The 24809-nt window shown below is 48.8% G+C and carries 19 protein-coding genes; 14 read left to right on the top strand and 5 right to left on the bottom strand.

Features of this window, described 5'->3' with window-relative positions; genetic code table 11:
* Positions 1 to 3: 3 nt before the first annotated feature.
* Together QOR82_RS01480 and QOR82_RS01485 are read right to left on the bottom strand one after the other, a co-directional pair.
* Positions 4 to 1131, bottom strand: coding sequence for a vitamin B12 independent methionine synthase (locus QOR82_RS01480; protein ID WP_283582998.1), 1128 nt, complete (start codon positions 1129 to 1131; stop codon positions 4 to 6).
* 389 nt (positions 1132 to 1520) lie between these two features.
* The gene (locus tag QOR82_RS01485) at positions 1521 to 2183 is read right to left on the bottom strand and encodes an NAD(P)H-binding protein (protein ID WP_283582999.1); all 663 of its coding nucleotides are present in this window, start codon (positions 2181 to 2183) and stop codon (positions 1521 to 1523) included.
* 286 nt (positions 2184 to 2469) lie between these two features.
* Between QOR82_RS01485 and QOR82_RS01490 the strand changes: the two genes are divergently transcribed.
* Together QOR82_RS01490 and QOR82_RS01495 are read left to right on the top strand one after the other, a co-directional pair.
* On the top strand, positions 2470 to 5904 hold the full coding sequence (locus QOR82_RS01490) for a pyruvate carboxylase (protein WP_283583000.1): 3435 nt from the start codon (positions 2470 to 2472) through the stop codon (positions 5902 to 5904).
* A 75-nt stretch (positions 5905 to 5979) separates the two neighbouring features.
* Positions 5980 to 6741 carry a biotin--[acetyl-CoA-carboxylase] ligase gene (locus tag QOR82_RS01495; protein ID WP_283583001.1) on the top strand — a complete coding sequence of 254 codons (762 nt, stop codon included), beginning with the start codon at positions 5980 to 5982 and terminating at the stop codon, positions 6739 to 6741.
* Between the two features lie 59 nt (positions 6742 to 6800).
* On the opposite strand, the gene QOR82_RS01500 is transcribed toward QOR82_RS01495, so the two are convergent.
* Entirely contained in the window at positions 6801 to 7598 is a 798-nt protein-coding gene (locus tag QOR82_RS01500; protein WP_283583002.1) for a helix-turn-helix transcriptional regulator, read from the bottom strand.
* 178 nt (positions 7599 to 7776) lie between these two features.
* On the opposite strand from QOR82_RS01500, the gene QOR82_RS01505 reads away from it, so the two are divergent.
* From QOR82_RS01505 to xylB, 9 genes are all read left to right on the top strand, one after another.
* Positions 7777 to 9432 (top strand): family 43 glycosylhydrolase, encoded by a 1656-nt coding sequence (locus QOR82_RS01505; protein ID WP_283583003.1) that lies wholly within the window; start codon positions 7777 to 7779, stop codon positions 9430 to 9432.
* Between the two features lie 2 nt (positions 9433 to 9434).
* Positions 9435 to 10658, top strand: coding sequence for an MFS transporter (locus QOR82_RS01510; RefSeq protein ID WP_283583004.1), 1224 nt, complete (start codon positions 9435 to 9437; stop codon positions 10656 to 10658).
* A 199-nt stretch (positions 10659 to 10857) separates the two neighbouring features.
* Positions 10858 to 11934, top strand: coding sequence for a 3-phosphoserine/phosphohydroxythreonine transaminase (gene serC / locus QOR82_RS01515; protein WP_283583032.1), 1077 nt, complete (start codon positions 10858 to 10860; stop codon positions 11932 to 11934).
* A gap of 11 nt (positions 11935 to 11945) precedes the next feature.
* Positions 11946 to 13136, top strand: coding sequence for a phosphoglycerate dehydrogenase (locus tag QOR82_RS01520; protein WP_283583005.1), 1191 nt, complete (start codon positions 11946 to 11948; stop codon positions 13134 to 13136).
* Positions 13129 to 13947 (top strand): Cof-type HAD-IIB family hydrolase, encoded by an 819-nt coding sequence (locus tag QOR82_RS01525; RefSeq protein WP_283583006.1) that lies wholly within the window; start codon positions 13129 to 13131, stop codon positions 13945 to 13947. The genes QOR82_RS01520 and QOR82_RS01525 overlap by 8 nt, the downstream gene beginning before the upstream one ends.
* A 114-nt stretch (positions 13948 to 14061) precedes the next feature.
* Positions 14062 to 14184 (top strand): hypothetical protein, encoded by a 123-nt coding sequence (locus tag QOR82_RS01530; RefSeq protein ID WP_283583007.1) that lies wholly within the window; start codon positions 14062 to 14064, stop codon positions 14182 to 14184.
* A 160-nt stretch (positions 14185 to 14344) separates the two neighbouring features.
* Positions 14345 to 15496, top strand: a complete 1152-nt coding sequence (locus QOR82_RS01535) for an ROK family protein (protein WP_283583008.1) — start codon at positions 14345 to 14347, stop codon at positions 15494 to 15496.
* Positions 15497 to 15658: 162 nt separating this feature from the next.
* Complete coding sequence (gene xylA, locus QOR82_RS01540) at positions 15659 to 17008, top strand: xylose isomerase (RefSeq protein ID WP_283583009.1); 1350 nt, start codon at positions 15659 to 15661, stop codon at positions 17006 to 17008.
* A gap of 97 nt (positions 17009 to 17105) precedes the next feature.
* Entirely contained in the window at positions 17106 to 18608 is a 1503-nt protein-coding gene (gene xylB / locus QOR82_RS01545; protein WP_283583010.1) for a xylulokinase, read from the top strand.
* A 76-nt stretch (positions 18609 to 18684) separates the two neighbouring features.
* Here xylB and QOR82_RS01550 read toward each other — a convergent pair whose 3' ends face one another.
* On the bottom strand, positions 18685 to 19860 hold the full coding sequence (locus QOR82_RS01550) for an MFS transporter (RefSeq protein WP_283583011.1): 1176 nt from the start codon (positions 19858 to 19860) through the stop codon (positions 18685 to 18687).
* Between the two features lie 99 nt (positions 19861 to 19959).
* On the bottom strand, positions 19960 to 22065 hold the full coding sequence (locus QOR82_RS01555) for a BglG family transcription antiterminator (protein ID WP_283583012.1): 2106 nt from the start codon (positions 22063 to 22065) through the stop codon (positions 19960 to 19962).
* Positions 22066 to 22206: 141 nt separating this feature from the next.
* Between QOR82_RS01555 and QOR82_RS01560 the strand changes: the two genes are divergently transcribed.
* The 3 genes from QOR82_RS01560 (at position 22207) to QOR82_RS01570 (ending at position 24411) form a co-directional block, all read left to right on the top strand.
* A complete protein-coding gene (locus tag QOR82_RS01560) occupies positions 22207 to 22647 on the top strand; it encodes a PTS sugar transporter subunit IIA (protein WP_283583013.1) in 441 nt (146 codons plus the stop codon).
* A gap of 14 nt (positions 22648 to 22661) precedes the next feature.
* A complete protein-coding gene (locus tag QOR82_RS01565) occupies positions 22662 to 22958 on the top strand; it encodes a PTS sugar transporter subunit IIB (protein WP_283583014.1) in 297 nt (98 codons plus the stop codon).
* Positions 22959 to 23043: 85 nt separating this feature from the next.
* Complete coding sequence (locus QOR82_RS01570) at positions 23044 to 24411, top strand: PTS ascorbate transporter subunit IIC (protein ID WP_283583015.1); 1368 nt, start codon at positions 23044 to 23046, stop codon at positions 24409 to 24411.
* Positions 24412 to 24809 lie beyond the last annotated feature (398 nt).

Below are 24809 nucleotides of genomic sequence, written 5' to 3' on the forward strand. Positions count from 1 at the left end.
TTTCTAATTAGCGTCATCCCACACATCGCGGGCGATGTCACGAACGAGTGCTAATTTCTTCCATTGTTCCTCTTCGCTTACCTTGTTGCCTTCTTCAGTCGAGGCAAAACCACACTGGGTGGAGAGGGCTAACTGCGTCAACGGGACGTACTGACTGGCTTCTTTGATCCGCGCCTTGATTTCGGCTGGTTTTTCTAGTTCGGGAAATTTAGAGGTGATCAGTCCCAGCACAATCCGGATGTTTGGCCGGTTGTTGTAGATGGCTTGCAGCGGTTCAAAGCCCCCAGAACGTTGGTTGTCATATTCGAGGAAGAAACCGTCGTAGTTGAGCTGGCCAAGGTATTTAGCGATAACGTCGTAGGATCCGCTGAAGAGATAAGTAGATTTGAAGTTACCCCGACAGATGTGGGTAGTGATGGTCAAGTCGTCCGGCAAGCCTGCTAGTTCTTGATTGATCAGCTTGACGGCATCTTCACACAGCTTGACGTACTTGGCGTGCTCTTTTGGCTGGTCCTTGCTAGCGTTGAGTTTGGAAATCAGAAAGGCCCAAGTGGTATCGTCCTGTTGGAGATAGCGACAGCCAAGGTCGTAGAAATGCTGAATCGTTTGGTGGTAGGTGGTGGCAACGGCAGTTAAGTATTCATCCCAGGAATCATAGTATTGCGACCAGTTATCGCTGCGGTTGTCGCGGAACAGCAGGGTCGGGGATGGGATGGTTTGCTTGGCAAGAACCCCGTCTGGCGTGATGCTGTTGAGGTACTGGAAAGAAGTAAAGAAGGGGTGAGTCGGGTTATAGCTGATTTTGCCGCTCAAGCGGACGTTATCAGTTCGCGTTTTGCTGTTCTTGAACTTATAGCTTTGCTGGTAGTCGTAGCGCTCAGTTCCGCCCAGCCCCCATAGGAAGTCGAGATGCCACCAGCTGCGGTTGAATTCGCCGTCGGTTACGGCGTGAAAGCCGAGGTCAGCCTGCTTTTGGACGATCTTTTTGGTTTCTTCGCGCTGAATGGCGACAAAGTCAGCGAGCGCTAACTTACGTTCAAAAAGTTTAGCTTCGGCATCCTTCAGTGCTTGGGAACGTTTCAGACTGCCGACGAGATCGTAACGGAATGGTGCTTGTGATGATTGAGTCATATGAACTACCTCTTTCTTAAATGAAATGCAGGATTAACGAGACTAGCAAACAAAAAAAACGTCCCTGCGAAGGAAAATCCTTCTGCAGGGACGTCGTGACGTGGTACCACCTTGCTTGTTGCTCTCACTCGCGTAAAAGCTCTCAGCCAGTTGCAAACACAACTGCGCCGTGGTAAGGAAGGCGAACTCCGGCCACGCTCACTGAGCTCACGTGGCTCTAACCTCAAAGTCCATTTTCATAGCCCTTCTGCCAATCGGCTCGCATTATCCCGACTTGCTGGGTGGGGAAGCAGCTAGTACTTAACTCGTCACTGGTTATTAATTTCGTTTGCTTGATGACATTAGAATAGCATAAGCTAATCAAAATGCAAACATTTTTTTAGAATTTTCTAATCTTCACTGATGCCATCCGCTTTAAGGATTGCGGCCCGTGGCTTGTCACCCTCGGTGTTAGCCTTGTCGAGGCCGACGGATTCCCGCTTGTCTTTTGTCGGGTCGTTGATCAGACTGACGGCATATTCGGCAACACTCCGCCGGGAAACTTCGGTGCCCTTGAACGGTTCGTCACCACGAGTAACTTCGTAGTCGCTCTCGTCGTCGTCGGTTAGCCAGGCCGGCCGGATAATGGTGTAGTCCAGGTCGCTAGCCGTGATGATGTCAGCGGCTTGCCGATACTTAGTCAGATAATCGCCGAGGATTTGCTTATTCCATTCGCCAAATTTGCCGGGAACTTCGTCGTAAATTCCTAATGATGAAGTCCACAGCAGGCGTTTGACATTGTTAGCATCCATGGCGTTGACGATCGTCTGGGCCTGCTTGACCACTTCACCGGCTAGACTGGCATAGACGATGTCTTGTCCTTTGACGGCCACGCTGACGTCATCGAGATTGGTGGCATCACCGGTAATGATGTTTTGGGTTTGCAGACTTGGCCCGAGTCGTTGAGCCTGGCGAACGAAGAGGGTGACGTTGACATCCGGGTCGTTGACCAGCATGGGATCCGCCCAGAGCGCAATTCGGCTGCTAGCGCCAATTACAAGAACATTGGTCATGATAAAACTCCCTTCAAGATGAATAATGGTTTTTCTAACATCGCTTTTTATTGTAAACTTTTTTGTTTATTCTTACCAAAAAAGCTTCTCGTCACTTCGCTTCACCAAACGCGTGACAGATCTTCAAAATTGGTAAAAGGCGAAGATTATAAAATTATGAGAATAAAGAAAGCAAAATATAAGAAAAAATGGGGAGGGGCCGGTTTTAGAGGCTTAAAAATGTTATAATGGACCTTGCTGAACTAGTAAGTAAAGCAATTCCTGTGTTAAAGGCGGTGCAAAATAAGTGTTTCATAAGATTTTAATTGCCAACCGTGGTGAAATTGCCACTCGCATTATTCGTGCTTGTCACGAATTAGGCATCAAGGCAGTTGCTGTCTACGCCAAAGAGGACGAGTATAGCACCCATCGTTTTGCGGCCGATGAGGCTTACCAGATCGGAAAAGACGAACAACCGATTGACGCTTACCTGGATATTGACGAGATTATCCGGGTGGCGAAGGCCAGCGGTGCCGAAGCTATTCACCCCGGCTACGGTTTCCTTTCCGAAAACCCTGATTTAGCCCAGGCTTGCGTTGACAACGGAATTAAGTTTATTGGGCCAAAAGTCGAACATTTAAAAATGTTTGGGGATAAGTTGGTTGCCAAACAGGTGGCTCAAAAGGCTGGCCTGCACACAATTCCAGGGATGCAAGGGGCCGTCAAGGATATCGAGCAGGTCCGTGAGTTTGCCCACAAGGTTGGTTATCCGATCATGGTCAAAGCAGCCATGGGTGGTGGTGGCCGTGGGATGCGGATCATCCGTTCTGACAAGCAACTTGACGATGAATTTGAGCAGGCCAAGGACGAAGCTCAAAAGGCCTTTGGCTCCGACGAAATGTACGTCGAAAAGGATATCGAAAACCCAAAGCATATTGAAGTGCAAGTAATTGCAGACGAACACGGCCACGTGATGCATCTCTTTGAACGTGACTGTTCTGTTCAGCGGCGGAATCAAAAGGTCATTGAATTTGCCCCGAGTGTAGTACTGAGCCCCGAACGCCGACAGGAAGTCTGCAACATGGCCGTTCAGATGATGAAGAGCGTTCATTACCAAAATGCAGCGACGATTGAATTTTTGGAAACCCCAGATGATTTTTACTTCATCGAAGTCAACCCGCGGGTCCAAGTGGAACACACCATTACCGAAATGATCACCGGGGTTGATATCGTGAAGACCCAAATCCGGGTAGCTGCTGGCCAAGATCTCTATAAGGACATCCATCTGCCGAAGCAGGAAGACCTGGAATTCCATGGTTGCGCAATCCAATGCCGGGTAACGACGGAAGATCCAGAAAACAACTTCATGCCTGACACTGGCCAGATTACCAACTACAACTCACCAGGTGGGAACGGGGTCCGGCTGGACGGGAACGCCTACGCCGGCTATGTCGTGACGCCGTACTTTGACTCTCTGCTGGTTAAGTGTATCGTCCAAGCGGACAACTTTAGCGATGCCAACAAGAAGATGCAGCGGGCCCTGAACGAATTTAACATCCGGGGTGTGAAGACCAACATTCCGTTCATGCTGAACGTTCTGCGGCACCCAACCTTTGCGGACGGTAACGCCAAGACTACCTTTATCGATACAACGCCAGAACTGTTCCACTTTGACCATCAGCCAGATACGCCGACTCAGCTGATCCGCTACATCGGCAATGTGACGGTCAATGGTTTTGCCGGAGTGGAACGCCAGGAAAAGGTGCGGGTACCAGAGATGGATCTGCCGACTACTGACCAGATTCAGCCTGCCGCTGCACCAGTTAAGACCATCAAAGACATCCTGGATCAAGAAGGCGCCGATGCGGCAATGAAAGCCGTCCTCGATCATAAACGAGTGATGCTGACCGACACGACGATGCGGGATGCTCACCAAAGTCTCTTTGCGACTCGGATGCGGACTTTCGATATGCTGCCAGCGATGAAGGTTTATGACCAGGCAATGCCACACCTCTTCTCCGTTGAGAGTTGGGGTGGTGCAACTTTTGATGTTTGCTACCGTTTCCTGGGCGAAGATCCATGGCAACGACTAGCGGCACTGACCCATTACATGCCGCACACCATGCAGCAGATGCTCTTACGGGCTTCTAACGCGGTTGGTTACCAAAACTACCCTGATAACGCCCTGAAACGCTTTATCGACCACAGTGCCCAATCAGGGATCGATGTCTTCCGGATTTTCGATTCCCTGAACTGGATTGAACAGATGAAGCGACCACTGGAATATGCCCGCGAAACCGGCAAGATTGCTGAAGGGACGATGTGCTATACCGGTGACCTGCTGAAACCAACCGAGAAGAAATACACTCTCCAGTATTACCTGAATTTGGCAAGTGAACTAGTTGCTGCCGGCTCACAGAGCATCGCCATCAAAGACATGGCCGGTTTGCTCAAACCACAAGCAGCTTACGAACTGGTTGGTGAATTGAAGGCTAAGCTGAACGTTCCGGTACATCTTCATACCCACGATACGACCGGAAACGGGGTGGCAACCTATGTCGCCGCTAGCCGGGCCGGCGTTGATGTTGTCGACGTAGCTATGAGTTCGATGGCCGGCACCACCAGTCAACCATCGATGCAAACCTTCTACCAGGCACTGGAAGGTAACGAGCGGCAACCAGAACTAAACCTGGCCAATTCCCAGGTCTTAGACAAGTATTGGTCAGAAGTGCGGCCGTTATACAAGGACTTTAGCAACGGTGTTGATTCACCGAAGCCGGAACTCTACGCAACTGAGATGCCCGGCGGCCAATACTCCAACCTGAAACAGCAGGCACAGTCGATCGGGATCGACGACTTTTCTGAAGTGGAAGCTAAGTACCAGGAAGTTAACGACTTGCTCGGCGACATCATTAAAGTGACGCCAAGTTCTAAGGTGGTTGGTGACATGGCGATCTTCATGATTCAGAACCACCTGGACAAGGATAACGTTCTGGAGAAGGGCAAGACCCTTGACTTCCCAGATTCGGTTGTAAACTTCTTTGCCGGTGACCTCGGTCAGCCATACGGCGGTTTCCCGAAGGAATTGCAAAAGGTAGTCTTGAAAGACCGGCAACCGATCATCGTGCGGCCAGGCTCTCTTGCCAAACCAGTTGACTTTGCGGCTGTCAAGAAAGAACTGGCTGCCAAGATTCACCGGGAACCTAGCGAAGACGATGTGCTCGGTTACGTCATGTACCCGAAGGTCTTCCTCGACTATGTCCGCAACAACAACGAATATGGCAAGATGGGGTTGCTGGATACGACGACTTTCTACCAAGGAATGCGGCCTGGCGAAACGGTTCATGTCACCCTGGGCAAGGGCCAACAGATGATTTTGAACTACCAGTTTGCGTCAGCTCCGAATAAGAAAGGGGTCCGGACCTTGCACTTTGCCTTGAATGGCAAGCAATTCTTGATGAAGATCATGGACAACAGCCTCAAGAACAAGGTTAAGGTTGTACCAAAGGCGGATCCTGACGATCCTAACCAAATTGGGATGCCGTTGAGCGGCAATGTTGTCAAGGTGAACGTCAAGGCTGGTGATCCTGTCAAGACCGGCGATGTAATGGTGATTACCGAAGCAATGAAGATGGAAACTAACGTCAAGGCGCCGTTTAGTGGTACGGTCAAGAGTGTTACCGTCAAGGTTGGCGATGCGTTGGAAGACCACGACTTATTGCTGACTTTGGAGAAGAAATAGACGCAAGAATAAGAAGCGTGATTAGGGAATTGACCTTTAATCACGCTCCTTTTGTGTATCAGAAGGGAAGAAAAAATGACATTATTTCCGCAATTAAGTCGGCGCGGGGTCGAGGTAATCGATCGGCGTCAGGTGAGCTCGACCAACGTCTTAGTCAAGGCAATGTTGGCCGATGGCGAACTGAAGCAGCCCGTCCTTATGTTGGCGGATGAACAAACCGCCGGCCACGGTAAATTTGATCGGCACTTTTATTCGGCACCCAATTGCGGGGCCTACTTTTCAATTGGCCTCCCGCTCGCCAGTCTGCCGGCCAACTGGACGCCCCAGCACCTGACGGTCACTGCGGCGGTGGCGGTTTACCAAGTAGCCAGCCGCTTCTTTCATTGCGACTTGACCATTAAGTGGGTCAACGATCTTTACCGGGGAAACCGGAAAGTCACCGGCATCCTGGCTGAAACGGCCCTGGATCACAGCAACCAACTGCAGGGTCTGGTGATTGGCTGTGGGATTGACTTAACGACTGATCCTCATTTACCGGCGGCCATCCGGGCAAAAGTGGGAGCACTGACTGACGAACCGGTCAGCGGGACGCAACGGCGGACCTTTGTCGACCAGGTGGGCGCCCATTTTCTTGATCTCTTGGCGGCGCCCTGGGATCAAGTGCTAGCCGTCTACCGGGACCATCAGTACCTGCAGGACAAAGAGCTGACCGTTTGGATCGGCGAGCAGGAGGTGAGCGGCAGCTTTGCCCAGATTACGGATGACGGCTATCTCCAGATCAAGACAGCGACGGGCTTGCGGACTTTTAGTGCGGGTACGGTGCGGCTGCAACAATAGAAAAGTTGACTAGTAAAATTAAAGACTCATGCGGCATTGTTTTGCAGCATGGGTCTTTTTTAATGTTGACGCAAGTCACTGGGCAGGCAGCCAAACATTTTTTTAAATATCTGACGGGTGGTGCGGGGGTTAGAGAGACCATTTTTCTGAAAAAGGGTGCTGATATCATCATTACTGTTCAAAAGATCATTATGGAGCTGGTTAAGCCTAACAGTGTAGATGTAGTTGGTGAGATCTATTCCCATCTGCTGCTTGAATAGGCGGGAAAAGTAACTGGGATTATAACCAAAATATCGGGCTAATTGTGCTGCCTGCAATTTTTCCCGGTAATGTTCATTGATGTAAATAATAATTCTTTTAATGCTGCTGTCGTTAACGATTTGTTTCTTGGAGTCACTGAGCTGGGTAAAAAAGATTTTCAGCAGTTGCACAAAGACAATTTGGCTGTCAAAGCGGTAGCCAGCTGGTTTAGTTGCCTGGAGTTGTCCAAATCGCAAAATAAGTTTGATAACTTGCTGATAGGCAGGATTATCAGTTCGCCCGTTAACAAAATAAGTGCGTTCCGGGTGCATAACATAGGGCTTTAGAGCGGGAAGTGGAATTTGCAGAACAAAGGCGGTATTGGGCGTGTTGCTAACATCGTGAACCAATCCGGATGGAACAATGATAAATTGATTATCCCTGATTTTAAAATGTTGACCATTAATACTAAACGTCAATTGGCCGTGGAGAACACAGACAACTTCGATGCTGCTGTGCCAGTGAAAAGGAACGTAACCATTGATATTAGTTTGAGATTTCCAAAAGCGAATCCCGACATTCGTATTGATAACAATGTTTTCGTGTCTAAAATCCATAATCGAACACCAACCTTACAATTTTTACTTTTCAAAAATCCTTTATCGACGTGTTGACCAAATAGCATTGACGGGAAAACGCTTTCAAATTATATTAAAAACAGTTAATTTAACTAAACAACTAATTTACAAAGCTATTATATCAGTTTTTGTTCAGCTAAAGAAAGGACTAATAGTAATGAGCAAAATTGAAAATCCAATTATTCCAGGAATGGCACCTGACCCGTCGATCTTACGGGTTGGTGAAGATTATTACATTGCCAATTCGACCTTCCATTGGAAGCCGGCTATTCCCATTTATCATTCCAAGGACTTAGCCAATTGGCAATTGCTGACCTATGCGTTAGATGATTCGGTCGTTGATTTGCAGGGCACCAACACGCCTGCCGGAATCTGGGCACCGCATTTATCTTACGATGTGGCCACCAAAAAATATTGGCTAGTCTATTGTCATCTCCAGAATATGGCTGGTCGCGAATTTAACGCCGAAAGTTATTTCATGTCGGCAGATCAAATTACAGGGCCGTGGACAAAGCCACAGTATCTGACATCGTTAGGGTTTGATCCTTCACTTTTCCATGATGATGATGATGGCAAGCATTACGCTGCTGTTTTGGAATGGGAAACGCGTGAGGGTTACCAGGCTCCCGGCCACATTGTTATCGCCGAAGTAGACTTAACTACCGGTGAAACTGGTAAGTGGCATCGTGTGACTACTGGCTTTACAACTCGTGGTTGTGTTGAAGCGCCACAGATCTATAAGCATGCGGGTTTTTATTATCTAATGCTTGCTTCAGGCGGAACCGGATATGGTCACGGGATAGAAATGGGCCGCTCAAAAAATATTTTTGGTCCGTATCAGCCTAACCCGACCGGCGAGCCTATCCTGACTTCATCGCCGCATCATCTATTCTCACTAGGTGATCCGGATGCAGGACATTTTGAAATGTACAATCCGCATTCCAAGATGCAAAAAGCCGGCCATGGTTCGCTGGTCGAGACACCGGACGGTCAGTGGTACGTGGCTCACTTGATGTCGCGACCGTTGCCGGGACAAAAGCTTAATCCGTTAGGACGGGAAACATCACTGCAAAAGATGCGGTGGAACAAAGCCGGCTGGTTGGAGATGGCCGATGGCAGTAACCTGGCTAAGGAAGAGGTTGAAATACCAGTAGATGTTCAACAGAATCAAGGCACCTTTGATATCGATGACTACTTTAGCAATGGCCATTACGATCAGCGTTTCATGACTCCTTATCACGGTCAAAGCGCTGAATGGGTCCGTGTTGAGAACGGCAAGCTAATCATTAAAGGTCGTAATTCGTTCTTTTCTCAGCTATCACCGTCAATTATGGCTACCCGGGCGACGTCCCTGGATTATGATCTGAAAACAAAGGTTGAGTTCCATCCTGATCACTATTCTGAAACGGCTGGGGTCGGTCTTTACTATGATGCCAATAATTGGTATTACGTTCGACTCTGCCAATCTGATGATGAAAAGCGGGTGGTCCTAAGAACATTGCAAGCGAAGCAAGGTCAGAGAATCGACGACTACGTGAATGAAGTGGACGTGCCAGCAAATGTCGTAGAAATAAAAATTCATTATCATCTGGGCCATGTGCAGGTTAGTTTCCGTTTTTCTGATGATGACTGGCAGCCACTGATCAAGAATATTGATCTGTCCTACCTTTCCGATGAAGGGGTAAACGGGGAGCCAGGTGAAATTGGCGGCTTTACAGGTCTCTTTAACTTTATTGGGGCTGTTGATGCTAACGAACACCAATCTTATGGGAAATTTTCGTATTATCAGGTTGAAAATCATGAGGTGAACTAATAATGAAAAAAGTAACAATTAGTCTAAAACGCTTGTTACCAGCGTTGGTGATTGGGCCAGCGAGCTGGTTAGGTCCTTATGTGGTAATGAACAGCTTGTTTTTACCGGCCTTAATACAGAAAATTGATGCGGCTGATAAAGTTAAGCTGGTTTCGTTGTTTGCGACTGTCGGCATGATCTGTGCGGCGATTGCCAACATGGTGGCCGGGGCACTGTCGGATAAAACGAAGAGTCGTTTTGGGAAACGTGCTCCATGGATTGTTGGCGGGGCCTTTTGCTTTATGTTGTCGATGATCGGTGCGTCACTATGCTACAACGTTCCTAGTCTATTAATCGATTGGATGCTGGGACAGATCACCCTGAACTTTATCGTTGCCCCAATGGTTGCTTGGCTGGACTTTGCCCCTAAAGATGGGCGGGCCACTGCTTCGTCAGCTTATGGTGGATTAGGCATGGCACTGGGAAATAATGGGTTTAACGTGGTCGGTGCAATGTTTCTCAGTCGTTTTCGTTTAGGGTTTGTGATTTTTGGAATTTTTGCCTTTATCGGAACGCTCATTGCAGTGCTGATCGTACACGAACCATCCAACCTTGATGAAGTTAAAGATAAGAAGAAATTTAGCTGGGGAGATCTCAAGAGTGTCTTTCCTAAGTGGTCCGTTGGCCGTGACTATTACTTGGCTCTAATTGGAAAACTGTTCCAGGGCATAGGTAATTTTGCCATTACTGGATACATCCTCTATATCATGACTGATTTCTTACACCGTGGTGGTCAAACTCAGTCATCAATTCAGCTGATTAATGTTATTATGCTGGTTTGGGGAATTGCAATGGGGTTTGTGGCCGGCCCGGTAGCAGACAAATTCAAAATTCTGAAATACCCAATTGCTCTTTCGACACTGTCATTGGCGCTCGCCGCTCTGATTTTATTCCTCTTCCGGAACACGGCCGGAATTGCCGCCTATGCCTTCTTTGCTGGCCTGGGAATGGGACTATGGAATGCGCTGGATAATCTGATGAATTTGGAAGTTATTCCGGATAAAAATCGAGTTGCGTTTTTCCTGGGTGTTTACAACTTGGGGAATACGGTCACCCAAGCGATTGCCCCGGTAATTGCCGGAACAGTAATTTCTCTTTGTGGTTACTCAGGCGTCTTCGTGGTTTCGTTTGTCTTTGCCATTATCGGTGGGATTTGCATGTTCTCAATTAAATCAGTAAAAAGATAGTAAATAACAATGAAATAGCAATGCTCTCCATAATTACCATGTCGGCGGACATGGTATTTTTTTGCAACGGATCAATATTAAATTTTTCTAATAATTATTTAATTCAAGACTCATGTTTCACTTATTTTCGTGTATAATGATGATAGCTGATTGTGATCGTCAGCAGTCAGTCAATATTGAACGAAAGAAGTGAAGAATGATGACGAAGGTTTATAACTTCTCTGCTGGACCGGCCGTTTTGCCAGCACCAGTGATCAAGCAAGTGCAGGCCGAATTGCCGTCCTACCACGGTAGTGGGATGAGTATCTTGGAGATGAGTCACCGCTCCTCACTCTATGAAGAATTGGCTGCTGCGGCGGAAGCAAACCTGCGCGATTTAATGAAAATTCCGGATGATTACGACGTCCTCTTCCTGCAGGGCGGTGGCACCCTGCAGTTTACGATGGCCCCTCTCAATCTTGCCCGGCATTACCACCGGATCGGGGTAGTGGACAGCGGTCACTGGGCAGTCCGGGCCAAAGAAGAGGCCGAATTACTGCCGAAAATGACGGCCGAAGTAGTTGCAACGAATCAGGAGCAAAACTATGCGGCTCTGCCGAGTGCGTACCATTTAAGCGGAGATTATGACTACATCCATTTGACCCTTAACAACACGATTGAAGGGACGATGTACCGTCAGCTGCCCCAACTGGACGGCCAAGTTCTGGTCGGTGACATGTCATCTAATATCTTAGCCCAACGCTACCGGGTGGCGGATTTTGGGATGATTTACGCTGGTGCTCAGAAAAATATCGGGCCAGCCGGGTTGACGGTGGTAATCGTTCGCCATGACCTCCTTGACGAAAAGCAAAAACTGCCGGCAATGCTCGACTACGTTAAACAAGCCAAGAAGAAGAGCGCCCTGAACACCCCACCGGTTTTTGCCATCTATGTCGCCGGACTGGTCTTTCAGTGGGTCCAGGACCAGGGTGGTGTTGATGCGATGCAGCAACGCAACGAGGAAAAAGCTCAGTTGCTCTACGATTTTTTGGATAATTCAAAACTGTTTCATCCGACCGCCAAAGCCAGTGACCGGTCGACTACCAACGTGCCTTTCGTGACTGGTGATGCTCAACTCGACCAGCAGTTTATCCAGGCGGCGACTGCGGCGGGCTTGCTCAATCTGAAAGGCCATCGTTCCGTCGGTGGGATGCGGGCCAGCCTTTACAACGCGATGCCCGAGGCCGGAGTGGAAGCACTCGTCAACTTCATGAAGCAGTTTGAATTGGAGCACTAGGAGGTTCTCCCATGTTTAACATTAAAACTTACAACGTCATTGCCCAGGAAGGAATCGATGCTTTCCCTGAGGAACACTACCGCGTCAACAATGGCCAGGATCCCGATGCCCTGCTGATCCGGAGTCAGGACATGCACGCGACGCCGTTTGGCCGGCAAGTGCTGGCGATTGCCCGGGCTGGAGCCGGGGTTAACAACATTCCCCTTGATCAGTGCACTAAGCAGGGGACGGTGGTCTTTAACACGCCGGGTTCAAACGCAAATGCGGTCAAGGAATTGATGGTGGCGATGCTGGTTCTATCAGCGCGACCGGTGATTCCGGCCATCGCTTGGGCGAAGAAGCTCGGCGGTGGCGACGTTTCAGTCAGCACGGAGAAGGGGAAGAACCACTTCGCCGGGACGGAATTGCTGGGCAAGAAGATCGGCGTTATCGGACTCGGCAATGTTGGTTCCCGGGTTGCCCGAGCGGCTCTTAACTTGGGGATGAACGTGGTCGGTTATGATCCCTTCATTTCGGTTGATTCTGCCTGGCGCCTGTCCAACTCCATTCCCCGGGCCAAGCAGCTGCGGGATGTTTTGGCCGATGCAGATTATGTCACGATCCATATCCCTTATACCGAAAAGAATCGCAATTTGATCGGGGCGGAGGAGCTGGCCCAGATGAAGGATGGCGCAGTGCTGTTCAACTATTCGCGTCACGGGATTGTTGACGATGACGCGGTCTGTGACGCCCTGGACAGCGGTAAACTGCGGCAATATGCGACTGACTTTTCTAGCCCCAAGATTTTGCAGCACCCGAAGACGGTCGTGACACCTCATATCGGTGGGACGACTCACCAGGCTGAAGTTAACGGTGCCAAACAGGGTGCCCAGACCTTGCGCCGTTTTCTGGAGACAGGCGAAATCATCAATTCGGTCAACTTCCCAACGGTGGAAATGGGTTTTAGTGCGCCGTTGCGGTTAACCATGATCCACCAGAACGTGCCGAACATGGTGGGGCAGATCACGACGATCCTCGCCCAGCACCGGCTCAACATTACGAACATGATCAACCGCTCCCGCAACGAGATTGCCTACACGGTTATTGATATCGATGCGGTACCGGACAGCCAATTGGTCAAGCTGCAGGAAGAATTGCGTCGCATTAAACCGGTCATCCGGGTACGGGCACTGGCCAACCCCAAGGAGAACAGCGATGATTAAACTCGTGGCAACCGATATGGACGGTACCTTTCTCAATTCGCAAAATGATTACGACCGGGAGCGATTCGACCGCGTTTACAGCCAGCTTAGTCAGCTTGGCATCCGCTTCATGGTCGCCAGCGGAAACCAGTACCAGCAGATTCGCTCCTTCTTCCCCCATCAGGATCAAGAAATGGTCTATGCGAGTGACAACGGGGCCTTTATTTTTGATCGGGGCCAGCTGATTCTCTCATCATCTTTTCAGCCAGCGGTGATACGGCGGATCGTCGACTACTTGCTGGATTTGCCCGACGTTGACTTTCTTTTGAACGGGGTACATGCCGGCTACATGCTTACCAGTTGTCGGCCTACTTTTAAAAAGATGATGTACAAGTATAACTATGCGGTTCAAGAGTTGAGCGATTTTGTGTCTTTGCCGGATGATAAATTTGGTGAGATCAGTCTCTTTATCGGGGATGATCAGCGAATTGCCCAACTGTGCGACCAATTTAACAAAGCTTTTGGCCACGATGCTGAAGCCGTTGCTAGTGGCCAAGGAGCGATGGACATTATCATTCCCGGAGTGAATAAAGGCTTTGCCCTGGGGCATCTGCTCGCCCAGTGGGGCTTGACGGCCGACGAGTTGATGGTTTTTGGTGATTCAGATAACGATGAGCAGATGATGCAGTGCACTCCCCACAGTTACGGGATGGCGAAATGTAGTCCGCTGGTTGCCCGTCTCGCCCGGCACCGGGCACCGAGCAACGACCAGAGTGGGGTTCTGCAAGTGCTGGAAAGTTTGGTGAAAAATAGCGGTGAGCCGGTGGATTAACGATAGAGAATGCCGGCTTGAGGGGAATAATCATCAGCTTTCATAAATTAAATGGTTTTTGCTTGCCCGGAAGTGGTATAGTCAAGGTGTATCAAAAAAAGCGAGGTAATTATAATGGCTGAAGAAGAGAAGTATCAAGTTGTTTTAACTGCTGCTGACGTCCAAATGATCAAGGATTGCCATTCTAAGAATCCAGAACTCATGAAGGCAATGGATGCTGCAAAGAAGTTAAACTAAACAACAATTGTTTTCGTCACAACGGTCGGGCAGGGTGCTCGACCGTTTTTAGTTTACGCTTTTACCAAAAATGATAGCGCTTTTATGTCAAATGGTGTTATAATATGATTGATAGTTGTAAAAACAAACTAACCACAGAATATTAATTGGAGAAATGAATATGACACCGTCAACCAGTAAGCCGTTTCAACACCGGCGAAATCTAAAATTATTATTACAGCAAGTCTTCAATCACCAGCCTACTTCTCGAATTGAGATTGCCCATCAAACTGGCTTGAATAAGTCAACCGTCTCTTCTTTATATAACGAACTCGATGACCAGCAGCTCTTTGAAGAAGTAGGACAGGGGGAATCGACGTCTAGTGGTGGCCGGCGCCCGAAGCTTATTCAGATCAATAAGAAGTATGGCCTCATCGCCAGTTTTGACTTTGGCTATGACCACCTACATATGATGGTTAACTACCTGGACGGCGAGATCAACTATTTCAAGCAGGAGCGAATTCATAGCAATCAGCTCGCCGATATCTTGCCTATAGTTGAGCAGCAGTTGGACCGGGTCGTGGCATCGAATAATACTATCAACGGTTTGATCGGAATTGGCTTTTCCGTCCATGGGGTAGTTCTCCACGACCAAATTCTCGATTCACCATTCGTCGACTTTGATAACATCAACCTGCAAAAGCACTTTGAAGACAAGTATCACGTCCCTGTCGTCGTCGAAAACGAAGCCAACCTTTCGGCCATCTACGAGCGGGACTTCGATGACCGCTATCCAAATCATAACCTGGTAGCCGTCAGTATCCACCGGGGGGTTGGTGCCGGGGTCATTATTAACAACCAGCTTTACCGTGGCAGTCACGGTCTGGCCGGCGAAATCGGACGGAATGTCTACCTCGACCCGAAGACCAAGCAGGCACGCAAAATTGAGGATTTTTGCTCGGAGTATGCCTTGTTGCATGAGCTTAGCCAATTGGAAGGTCATGAGGTGGAACGTGATGACCTGCAGCGGTTGATTGATCGCCATGATCCGGCAGTCGATCGTAAGGTCAGGGCGTTCTCGTCCTTGCTGGCCCGAGCAATTTTTGGGGCGACAGTTTCCTATGACCCCGAAGTGCTCTACATCAATTCCATCTTGATGGACGAAGTGCCGGAACTCTATGTCCAGCTCAAGGCGGAATTAGTTAAGTTGGGCCAGGATCGGCCAATTGCAATTATTCGCCATTCGCGTGATGCTCAACTGCTTGGCTCTTTCTCCTTGGTAGTTAATCGTTGCTTCCAGATGCATGACCTGCAGCTGCGGTTTCGGTACTAGTTAATTGAATTGAAATTTCCTGGGAAAAGTCGTTTGATTTTTCCCAGTTTTTTTATTGAAAAGCCTTTACAAGAAAAATGTAAGCGTTATACTAATAGTTGTAAGTTAGTTGTTTAAACAAACCAAATTGACAATAACCATTGAACTGAGGAGGAAATCACAATGAGTGATTTATGGAAAGGAATCGATAAGATTAACTATGTTGGCCCACACAAGGATATTCACAGCGGGCTGTCATTCCAATACTACAACCCGGACGAAGTAATCCTGGGCAAGAAGATGAAGGACTGGTTGCGTTTTGCCGTTGCTTACTGGCACACTTTTGACCAACGCTTGGTCGACCCATTCGGTGATGGCACGGCTGAACGTCCTTATGACAAGTACAGCGACCCGATGGATCAGGCGCTGGCAAAGGTTGACTACGCTTTTGAATTCTACCAAAAGCTTGGTGTTAACTTCCTTTGCTTCCACGACCGGGACTTGGCACCTGAAGGCGACACCCTGCGAGAAACGAACAAGAACCTGGATAAGATCGTCGACAAGATCGTCGAATACCAAAAGGACACTGGCATGAAGGTTCTGTGGAACACTTCGAACCTCTTCACGAACCCACGCTTCTTGGAAGGTGCCGGCACCGCGCCGTCAGCTAAGATTTACGCATACGCTTGCGCACAACTGAAGCACAGTCTGGAAATCGGGAAACGGGTTGGCTCTGAAAACTACGTCTTCTGGGGTGGCCGTGAAGGTTACGAATCACTGTGGAACACCGACATGAAGCGCGAACAATCACACATTGCTAAGTTCTTCCACATGGCAAAGGACTACGCTAATGAAATTGGCTTTGATGCCCAGATGTTGCTCGAACCAAAGCCGAAGGAACCAACGACTCACCAATATGATTTCGACGCTGCTACGACCATCAACTTCATGCGTGAATACGGCCTGGACAAGGACTTCAAGCTGAATTTGGAAGGCAACCACGCTAACCTAGCTGGCCACACTTACCAACACGAAATCCGGGTTGCTCGCGAAGCCGGTCTCCTCGGTTCACTGGACGCTAACCAGGGTGACAAGCTGATCGGTTGGGATATCGACGAATACCCATCGAACCTCTACGAAACCACTGCCGCAATGTGGGAAGTTATTCAAAATGGTAGTATCGGCCCTCGTGGTGGTCTGAACTTTGACGCTAAGCCACGGCGGACTTCTTTCAAGCCGGAAGACCTCTTCTACGGCCACATCGTCGGCATGGACAGCTTTGCTGCTGGTCTGCGGGTTGCTGCAGCCATGAAAGAAGATGGCTTCCTGGACGAAATCATCAAGAAGCGTTACGCTAGCTGGGACGAAGGTCTGGGCAAGCGGATTGAAGAAGGCAAGGAAGACTTCAAGAGCATTGAAAAGACGGTTATCGACACGCCACAGTCTGAACTGCGGGCCGCAACCCAGTCTGATCACCTTGAGGAAATTAAGGACACTATCAACCACTTCATGATCGAAACCTTAGCTAAGTAACTGCAACAGACTAACAAACTACAAACTATCAACAAGGAAGGAGGACCTGCTCACCAGACGTGTGCTGGGTCCTTTTTCATCAAGGAAGGTTTTTACTATGGATGAATATGTTATCGGTGTTGACTTAGGTACTAGTTCCGTCAAAGTTTCGGCGATGGATCGCAAAGGCCAGATTGCCGCTCAAGAAAGCTATGAGTATCCATTACACCAACCACAACCGGGTTACAGCGAACAGGATCCAGCAGACTGGGTCAAAGGGGCCACTTCTGACATTAAGCGCTTGATCGAAGACGACGGCTTGCCTGCCGAATCGATTAAAGCCGTCTCCTATGCCGGACAGATGCACGGTCTTGTCCTGTTGGACGCGGCCGGTAAGGTGCTGCGGCCGGCGATCCTTTGGAACGATACCCGAACGACCAAGCAGTGCCAAGAAATCGAAGCGAAATTGGGTCACCGCTTCATCGAACTGACTGGCAATCGGCCGCTGGAAGGATTTACCCTGCCGAAGTTGTTATGGGTCAAAGAAAATGAACCGGCAATTTGGCAACGGGCTGCCTCATTCTTGCTACCGAAAGATTATGTTCGTTATCAAATGACTGGTAAGCAGGGGATGGACTATTCTGACGCCACGGGCACGGTTCTGCTCGACATCAAGAAGCGGCAGTGGAGTAAGGAATTATGTGATACCTTTGACATTCCGCTGTCGATGTGTCCGCCATTGATGGAGTCAATTGACTTGGCTGGCAATATCAGTGCTGATTATGCCCAGCAGTCAGGGTTGACGACGGCAACGAAGGTCTTTGCCGGTGCTGGTGACAATGCCGCCGGGGCTGTCGGCGCGGGCATTCTGCAGCCGGGGATGGTGATGAGCAGCATTGGGACCTCCGGGGTTGTATTGAAATACGAAGCTGACGCCAACAATGACTACCATGGGGCGGTGCAGTACGAATGCCACGCTATTCCGGGCACCTATTACTCGATGGGGGTCACGTTGTCGGCCGGCAATTCTCTTAACTGGTTTAAGCACCACTTTGCTACTGATATTGACTTTAATACGATGGTCGAGCGGGCCAGTAAACGACCCCTTGGCGCTAACGGCTTGCTCTTCACCCCTTACATTGATGGCGAACGGGCTCCTTATGCGGATGCAGATATCCGGGGGAGTTTTATCGGGGTCGACAACATGCAGACCCGTGATGACTTCGCTCGGGCGGTGATGGAAGGGATCACCTTCAGCTTCCGTGACGTGATGAACATCTACCAACAAAACGGTCAGGATTTTGAGACGGTTGTGGCTATTGGTGGCGGTGCCAAGAGCGAATTTTGGTTGCAGTTACAGGCTGACATCTTCAATAAAGAAGTTGTTGCCTTGACCAATGAGCAGGGGCCGGGTCTCGGGGCTGCAATGATTGCCGCGACGGGCCTCGGTTGGTTCACGTCGTTGCAAGAATGTGCCAAGGCCTTCGTCCACTTTGGTAAGCATTATCTGCCAGAGGAAAAGGCAGTGGAACGTTATAATTCCCTCTACGAAATTTATCGGCAGGTTTACGGCCAAACCAAGCAAATGTCGCACCAGCTCTTGCAGTGGCGGCGCGCCTAAGATAAAACAAAAAAGCATGTGGCTATTTTCATTCCTTGCATGGGGATGAAATAGTCGCATGCTTTTTTTGCTGATTTTAATGCTGGTCGATGGCACCGTTCAGCCGTTTACGCCACAGCAGGTAAATGATCAGAATTAGTGGCATCAGGATAAATTCAACGAGGTAGAAATACTTAACTGGCAGGACTTCATCAATGATCCCACCGAGAATAGGACCTAGTGACATCCCAATGTCGAGACCGAGGAAGAAGGTCGCGCTGGCCAGGCCTTGTTCACTCATCGGGGCCAGTAACATCGCCGTGGATTGCAGAACCGAGTAAATAATGCCGTAACCGACGGCCATTCCGGCGGCCGCAATCGCCATCTCCCAGTTAGTCTTCATAATTGTCAGGAAGATGATGTAGATCCCCATAGCAATAAAACTGGTCCAAAACCACGCACCGAAGCGGACGGTATCAAAGTAGTTCTTCAAGGCGATCCGCAAGACGAGGAGGACAACCGCGTAGATTAGGAAGTAGTAGCCGACTGCGACGGTCAAGTGGCGTTGTTCAACGTAGGTCACGATGTCGGCTTGGGTCGTGAAATAAGGGATCGCGAAGAGGGCGATCAGCAGGGCGACTGGAATGACGCGGGGCTGAATAATTTCAAAGTGCTCGGGCTTAGCTTGGCGAGCGGCTGGAGATGGTTGGGCGTGGTCACCGACAAACTGGATACTGATAACCATCAACAGAGCAGAGAGAGCCGCCAGAATGATCGAATGGCGGTAGCCGATTCGGTGGTAGAGGTTGATCGAGATGGCCGGCCCCATTGCCATCGCTAGGGCGTTCATCAGACCGTAAAAACCCATCGCTTCGCCGACGTGCTGTCGGGGGACCAGGAAGGCAAGCCAGGTAGTCATGCAGACGGTGGCGAGCACGTAACCGGTCCCGTTGAGCAGGCGGAAGAATAACAGGAGCGGGGCATTCGGGGTCACAATGTAGCCACAGATTCCCAGGAAGATGAAGATGCCGCCGACAAAGGAGAGCCCATAACGTGAAAAGCGGTCAGTTAAGTGACCGGCGATCGGACGTAGAAACATGGCCGTCAGACTCATCAAGCCCACGATGAGGCCGGCAAAGGAACTGGAAGCTCCCAATTCCTTAGCGTAGCCGTTGATCAACGGGTTGACGAACATAGAACTGAACATGAAGAAGAACGACGCGGCCATCACTAAGACGACGTCCTTCGTGTAGATTGACTTGTGTTTTTTCAAAACTTTTTCCCTCCGTTCTTCCTATTTTACGATGAAAATTAAAAAAGAGGGAGGGGAATCATCATTATTTTTTAATGAAACCCCTATCAAAATTGGCAATTAGGGGTGGTCAGTACGGGCGGACTTGTAGAGGCCGCCTTCAATTAAGAGCCGACGCAGCTGAAAAGTTGACTGGACATGCTGGAGCCGGTTCAGCCAGGTCTCATCCTGGAGACAAGTCAGCAATTGGCTCAGGGTTGCCAGGTGTTTTTTCTGGTCAATGGGGGCAAGGGCAACGACAAAGTTAATCTTTTTATCCGGGCTGACGTGGAAGGGATGGGCAAAAAAAGTGTAGGCAAAGCCGAGCTTATTTACCCCAGCGCGCGGGGCCGCGTGAGCGAGAAAGACGCCCTTGCCGATTGCCATATAGGCGCCGTGTTGTTGCGTTAATTCAATAATTCGGTCACTATAAGTAGGTTGGACTGTTCCGTCGCTCACTAGTTTGTCCATACTGATGCGAATCGCTTCTTGCCAGTTTACGGGCTGTTGGTAGTAAGAAATCGCGACATTGGAGCTGACCTTTGGCGTCAGTGGTGTGTCAGGACTGATCAGCTGCTTGTTAAGGTAGTCGTGGAGAGCGGCTTCGAGTTTTTGCGGTTCGATGATCCGCGCGTAATTGGCGATGATATCCATCAAGGTGGTGACGTTAATTTTCTGGTTCAAGGGGGTCTGGATCAGTTGGGCTTGGAGGAGCTGGGAATCGATAAGCTGCCAATCGCCGGGACCAGGGATGACTGGGACGGTGACCACGCTGCAATTGTCATTGAGTTTGGGCAGGTTGATTGTGGATAGGACGAGCCGGATGTTATCGAGGGAGGCGTTTTCGTACTCGAAGGTGTTAAAGGGACCGATAAAGTTCACACTCGGGTAGTGGGAACGCAGTTGAGTGATTAACAGCTCTGACGTGCCGATCCCGCTGGAACAGACGACCATGGCACCGGCTTTTTGCTTGGGGTTTACGGATCGGGCGTGCAGGGCGCCAGAAAAATAAACGGTGACGAGGCCGAGTTCGTCATCTGATAACTTAGCGTGGGCAAACTTTTCAAATGGTTTGACGGCGGCTCTAGTTAATTCAAAAGTCTCTTGGTGGCCGTGTTTAATTTGGCGCAAAAGGGGATTGTGATAAGGAATATCAAACTGGAGTCGGTAATAAGTAGGGACTAGATGGACTGTCAGATCGTTGACTAGGCGCCCATTTTGACTGGCTAAGTGGACTCCCGCTACGTTGTTAAAACTTCGGATGACTTCGCTAGCGACCTGCTTAATTTGCTTAATCATCGGGTTTTGCCAATTGATGTGTTGATAGGCCTGACTGTTGACGATCTTTGCCAGAAAGGGAGCTTCTCCTTTGTTGTTGGTGCCTAGATGCAAATCAGCTAGGAAACTTTTAGCCCAGGTTAAGGTCAAGGAAAATTTGTCACTTTGTTCAAGATTAGCTGCTAAGACTGCATCGGGGAGGTTTTGTAGTCGTTCAAATTGCCAGCCAAAATAGTTGACCAGCAGGTGGACCGAGTTGTCAGTAAAGGCATTGCCAGTGATTTTTTCGAGAAGTTGCAGTTGTTGATAGTAATACTTGTTTGAGTTGAAATTAACCTGAGGAGCAATCAGGTCCATCAATTGTTCAAAATTGGCAAAGACCCAGCGACGTTTGATCCGTTCGTCGCCGACAACTTGCTTGCCAATGGCGGTGTTTTGGATCGTCAAGGGCGAATGCGTACTTTGGAGACGTTCTTGGATGTGACGCAGGTCAGCTAAAATGGTGTTTTTGCTAACAGAAAAGTAAGCAGCAAGCTGGTTAAGTGAGGTGGTGGGGCGCGAGATCAGGCCAAAGATGATTAAGAGTTGCCGTTTCTTTTGGGATAGTTGTGGGAAGTAATAGTAACGGCTAAACAGTTGCTGAAAACTGGAGGCCTTTTTTTGCTGCTGAAATAACCGGTTCAGGCTCTGACGCGAATTTTCGGGCAGCTGATAACCGACATTGCGAATGTTTTCGATTTCGTCTAAGCCACTCGCAGCCAGTTCTTGGTTGACTTGCTTGAGGGTGTAATAAAAACTCCGCCGGGACAGGTGCAAGTGGCTGCGCAGAGTCGTTAACGCAATTGGATTGGGACTCGCTAGCAGTTCTTGGATGAGCTGGGTGCCATGTTTAGTTTGAAACGTCTTCATATTAGCGGCGCCTCCTTAGGTGTATATCAACAGTGTAGTTAATTTTTTGCACTTTGCCAAGTAACTGAATTGCACTTGTTAGCGATTGCACAGAAATGTAAGATACACAATGTAAACGAGGAAAGGAAATGAGGTGAAGACGTGGCACTAGATTTACTGACGAAGGACACCATTCAAGTAGTTGAAGCTGACCATTTGAATTGGCAGGAAGCGATTCGCAAAGCAGCGCAGCCGTTGGTTGATAACGGCACGATCGGGAAGGACTATGTCAACTCGATGGTAGAAGTTGTGAAGAAGAAGGGACCCTATATTAACATCGGTCCCGAAATTGCTTTAGCACATTCACGACCGAGCCAAAGCGTGAAACGGATTGGCTTGGCGTTGATGAAGACCAAGCAGGATGTTGATTTAGTGAACAAGGATCATCCGATCCGCTTATGGTTCGTCCTGGCAGCGGTTGACAGCACTAGTCACCTGGAAGTGATTAAGGAACTGTCGCAAGTGTTAATGGACCAGAGCAAGCAAAAGGCTTTGCTCAACGCCCAATCTGTTGATGAAATTTTGCAAGTATTAAAAGGCTAAAGGAGGATTTAATTATGAAGTTTGAAGCATTATGCCAAAGTGGTTTAGGTAGCAGTTTTATGGTTCAGATGAACATCCAGAACTTACTCAACCAGGAAAATGTGAAGGAAGATATTGAGGTCGATCACTCAGACGTTGGTAGTGCAACACCTGATCAGGCGGACTACTTCTTCCTCGACCCAACGCTGGAGACCGCTGCTGCTAATTTACCCAAAGACCGTGTGATTGTCTTGAAGAGCTTGGTGGATGCCGATGAATTAAAAGAAAAGGTCAACGCCATCCTCGATAAGGAAGGCATTGACCACGATTAACTTGTAACCAATGTGACGGCAATTATTGTTTGCGACTTAATATTCTCGTCGTCACAGAGCAATCATACCATTTAGGGGATTCAATATGAATGCAATTTTAAATATCTTTAAGAGCGTTGCGACTACGCCGGCGCTGTTGGTCGGTTTGATCGCATTCCTGGGACTGGTTCTTCAAAAGAAACCGGCTACTAATGTCATCCAGGGTTCAATTAAAACTTTCGCTGGTTTTCTGATTTTAACGGGTGGTTCCACGATCTTGAGCAACGCCTTAACACCATTTGCTAAAATGTTTAAGTTTGCCCTTGGTGTTCAAGGGGTTGTGCCAAGTAACGAAGCCGTGGTTGCGATCGCCCTGGTGAAATATGGTTCCACCGCAGCCCTGATTATGCTGGTCGGGATGATTGTCAACGTTTTGCTGGCTCGTTTTACGAAGTTTAAGTATATTTTCTTAACTGGTCAGGCGATGCTCTATGTTGCTTGCTTTGCGGCCGTTGTAATGATTTCAGCCGGCATGGGCTCTGGTTGGAAGACGATTCTTCTCGGTGGCCTGTTTGAAGGAACCCTGTTTACCGTCACGCCAGCACTGTGTCAACCATTTATGCGGCGCATTACTAAAGCGGATACGGTTGCCATGGGCCACACCGGTAACATCGGTTACGCGATTGCTGGTTGGTGCGGGAAGCTCTTTGGGGACAAGTCCCATGACACTGAAGACATTAACTTCCCGAAATCACTAGGTTTTATGCGTGATTCAACGGTTTCAATTACCTTGGTGATGTCAATTGTTTACATCATTTTAGCTATTGTCTGTGGACCTCACTTTGTTGAAAGCAAACTGAGCGCGGGCACGAACTTCATCGTTTATGCGATTGTTCAAGCCGGGACCTTTGCTGCTGGCTTTGCCGTTGTCCTTCAAGGTGTTCGGATGATTTTGGCTGAAATCATTCCAGCCTTCCAGGGGATTGCTCAGAAATTGGTTCCAAATTCTAAGCCTGCCCTGGACGTTCCAATCATCTTCCCTTACGCTCCCAACGCGGTTTTGCTGGGCTTTGTTGTCAGTTTTATCGTCGGAACGATCTGCATGTTCATCATGATTGCAATGCACACCACGGTGATTATCCCTGGTGTTGTCGGCCACTTCTTCTGTGGTGCCGCAGCAGCGATCTATGGTAATTCGATGGGTGGTCGTCGAGGCGCAATCATCGGTGCCAGCGTGAATGGGATTATCATTAGTTTCTTACCGCTCTTCGTCCTGCCAGTCTTAGGCAGCCTGAAGATGGCCGCTTCGACCTTCGCCGATACCGATTACTTGATTCCAGGGATCATCCTGGGCAAGCTGGGCTCGGCCGGTGCTACTGCCCTGACCATCGGTATCATCGCTTTCACGGTCATCGTAATCTTGATCAGTCTTTTTATGAAGTCGCCAAAGCAAGCGACTAAGCAATCAAAGTAAAAAGATCATCACAAAAGAAGGATTCTCCAGAACGGTGAAGCGGGAATCTTTTCACAAGAGAAATTTAAATAATTGTTCTAAGGCAAGATTTTGGGATTGAACCAGAGTCTTGCCTTTTAATTTACCCTTAATTTGGCCAGCAAGGTAGTGTTAATTCTTTTGATCATTATTCTGATTAATCTGCTTATCGTTGATTTATAAAGAAAACGGTTCCATTCTTGCCAAAAATTGGTATACTAAACTGTGAAGAAAAATTTTGCTTAGGTGGGATGAAACACTTGTTGATTTGACCGATACTGATAGCGTTCATAATGAATGGATGGCTTCGACTCATCAGCTAAAATGCCAATTGGTATATATCATCAGCCGACAATTGCTTAATTCTTCAGTTGATTAAA

Source organism: Limosilactobacillus difficilis (assembly GCF_947387495.1).
Taxonomy (GTDB): domain Bacteria; phylum Bacillota; class Bacilli; order Lactobacillales; family Lactobacillaceae; genus Limosilactobacillus; species Limosilactobacillus difficilis.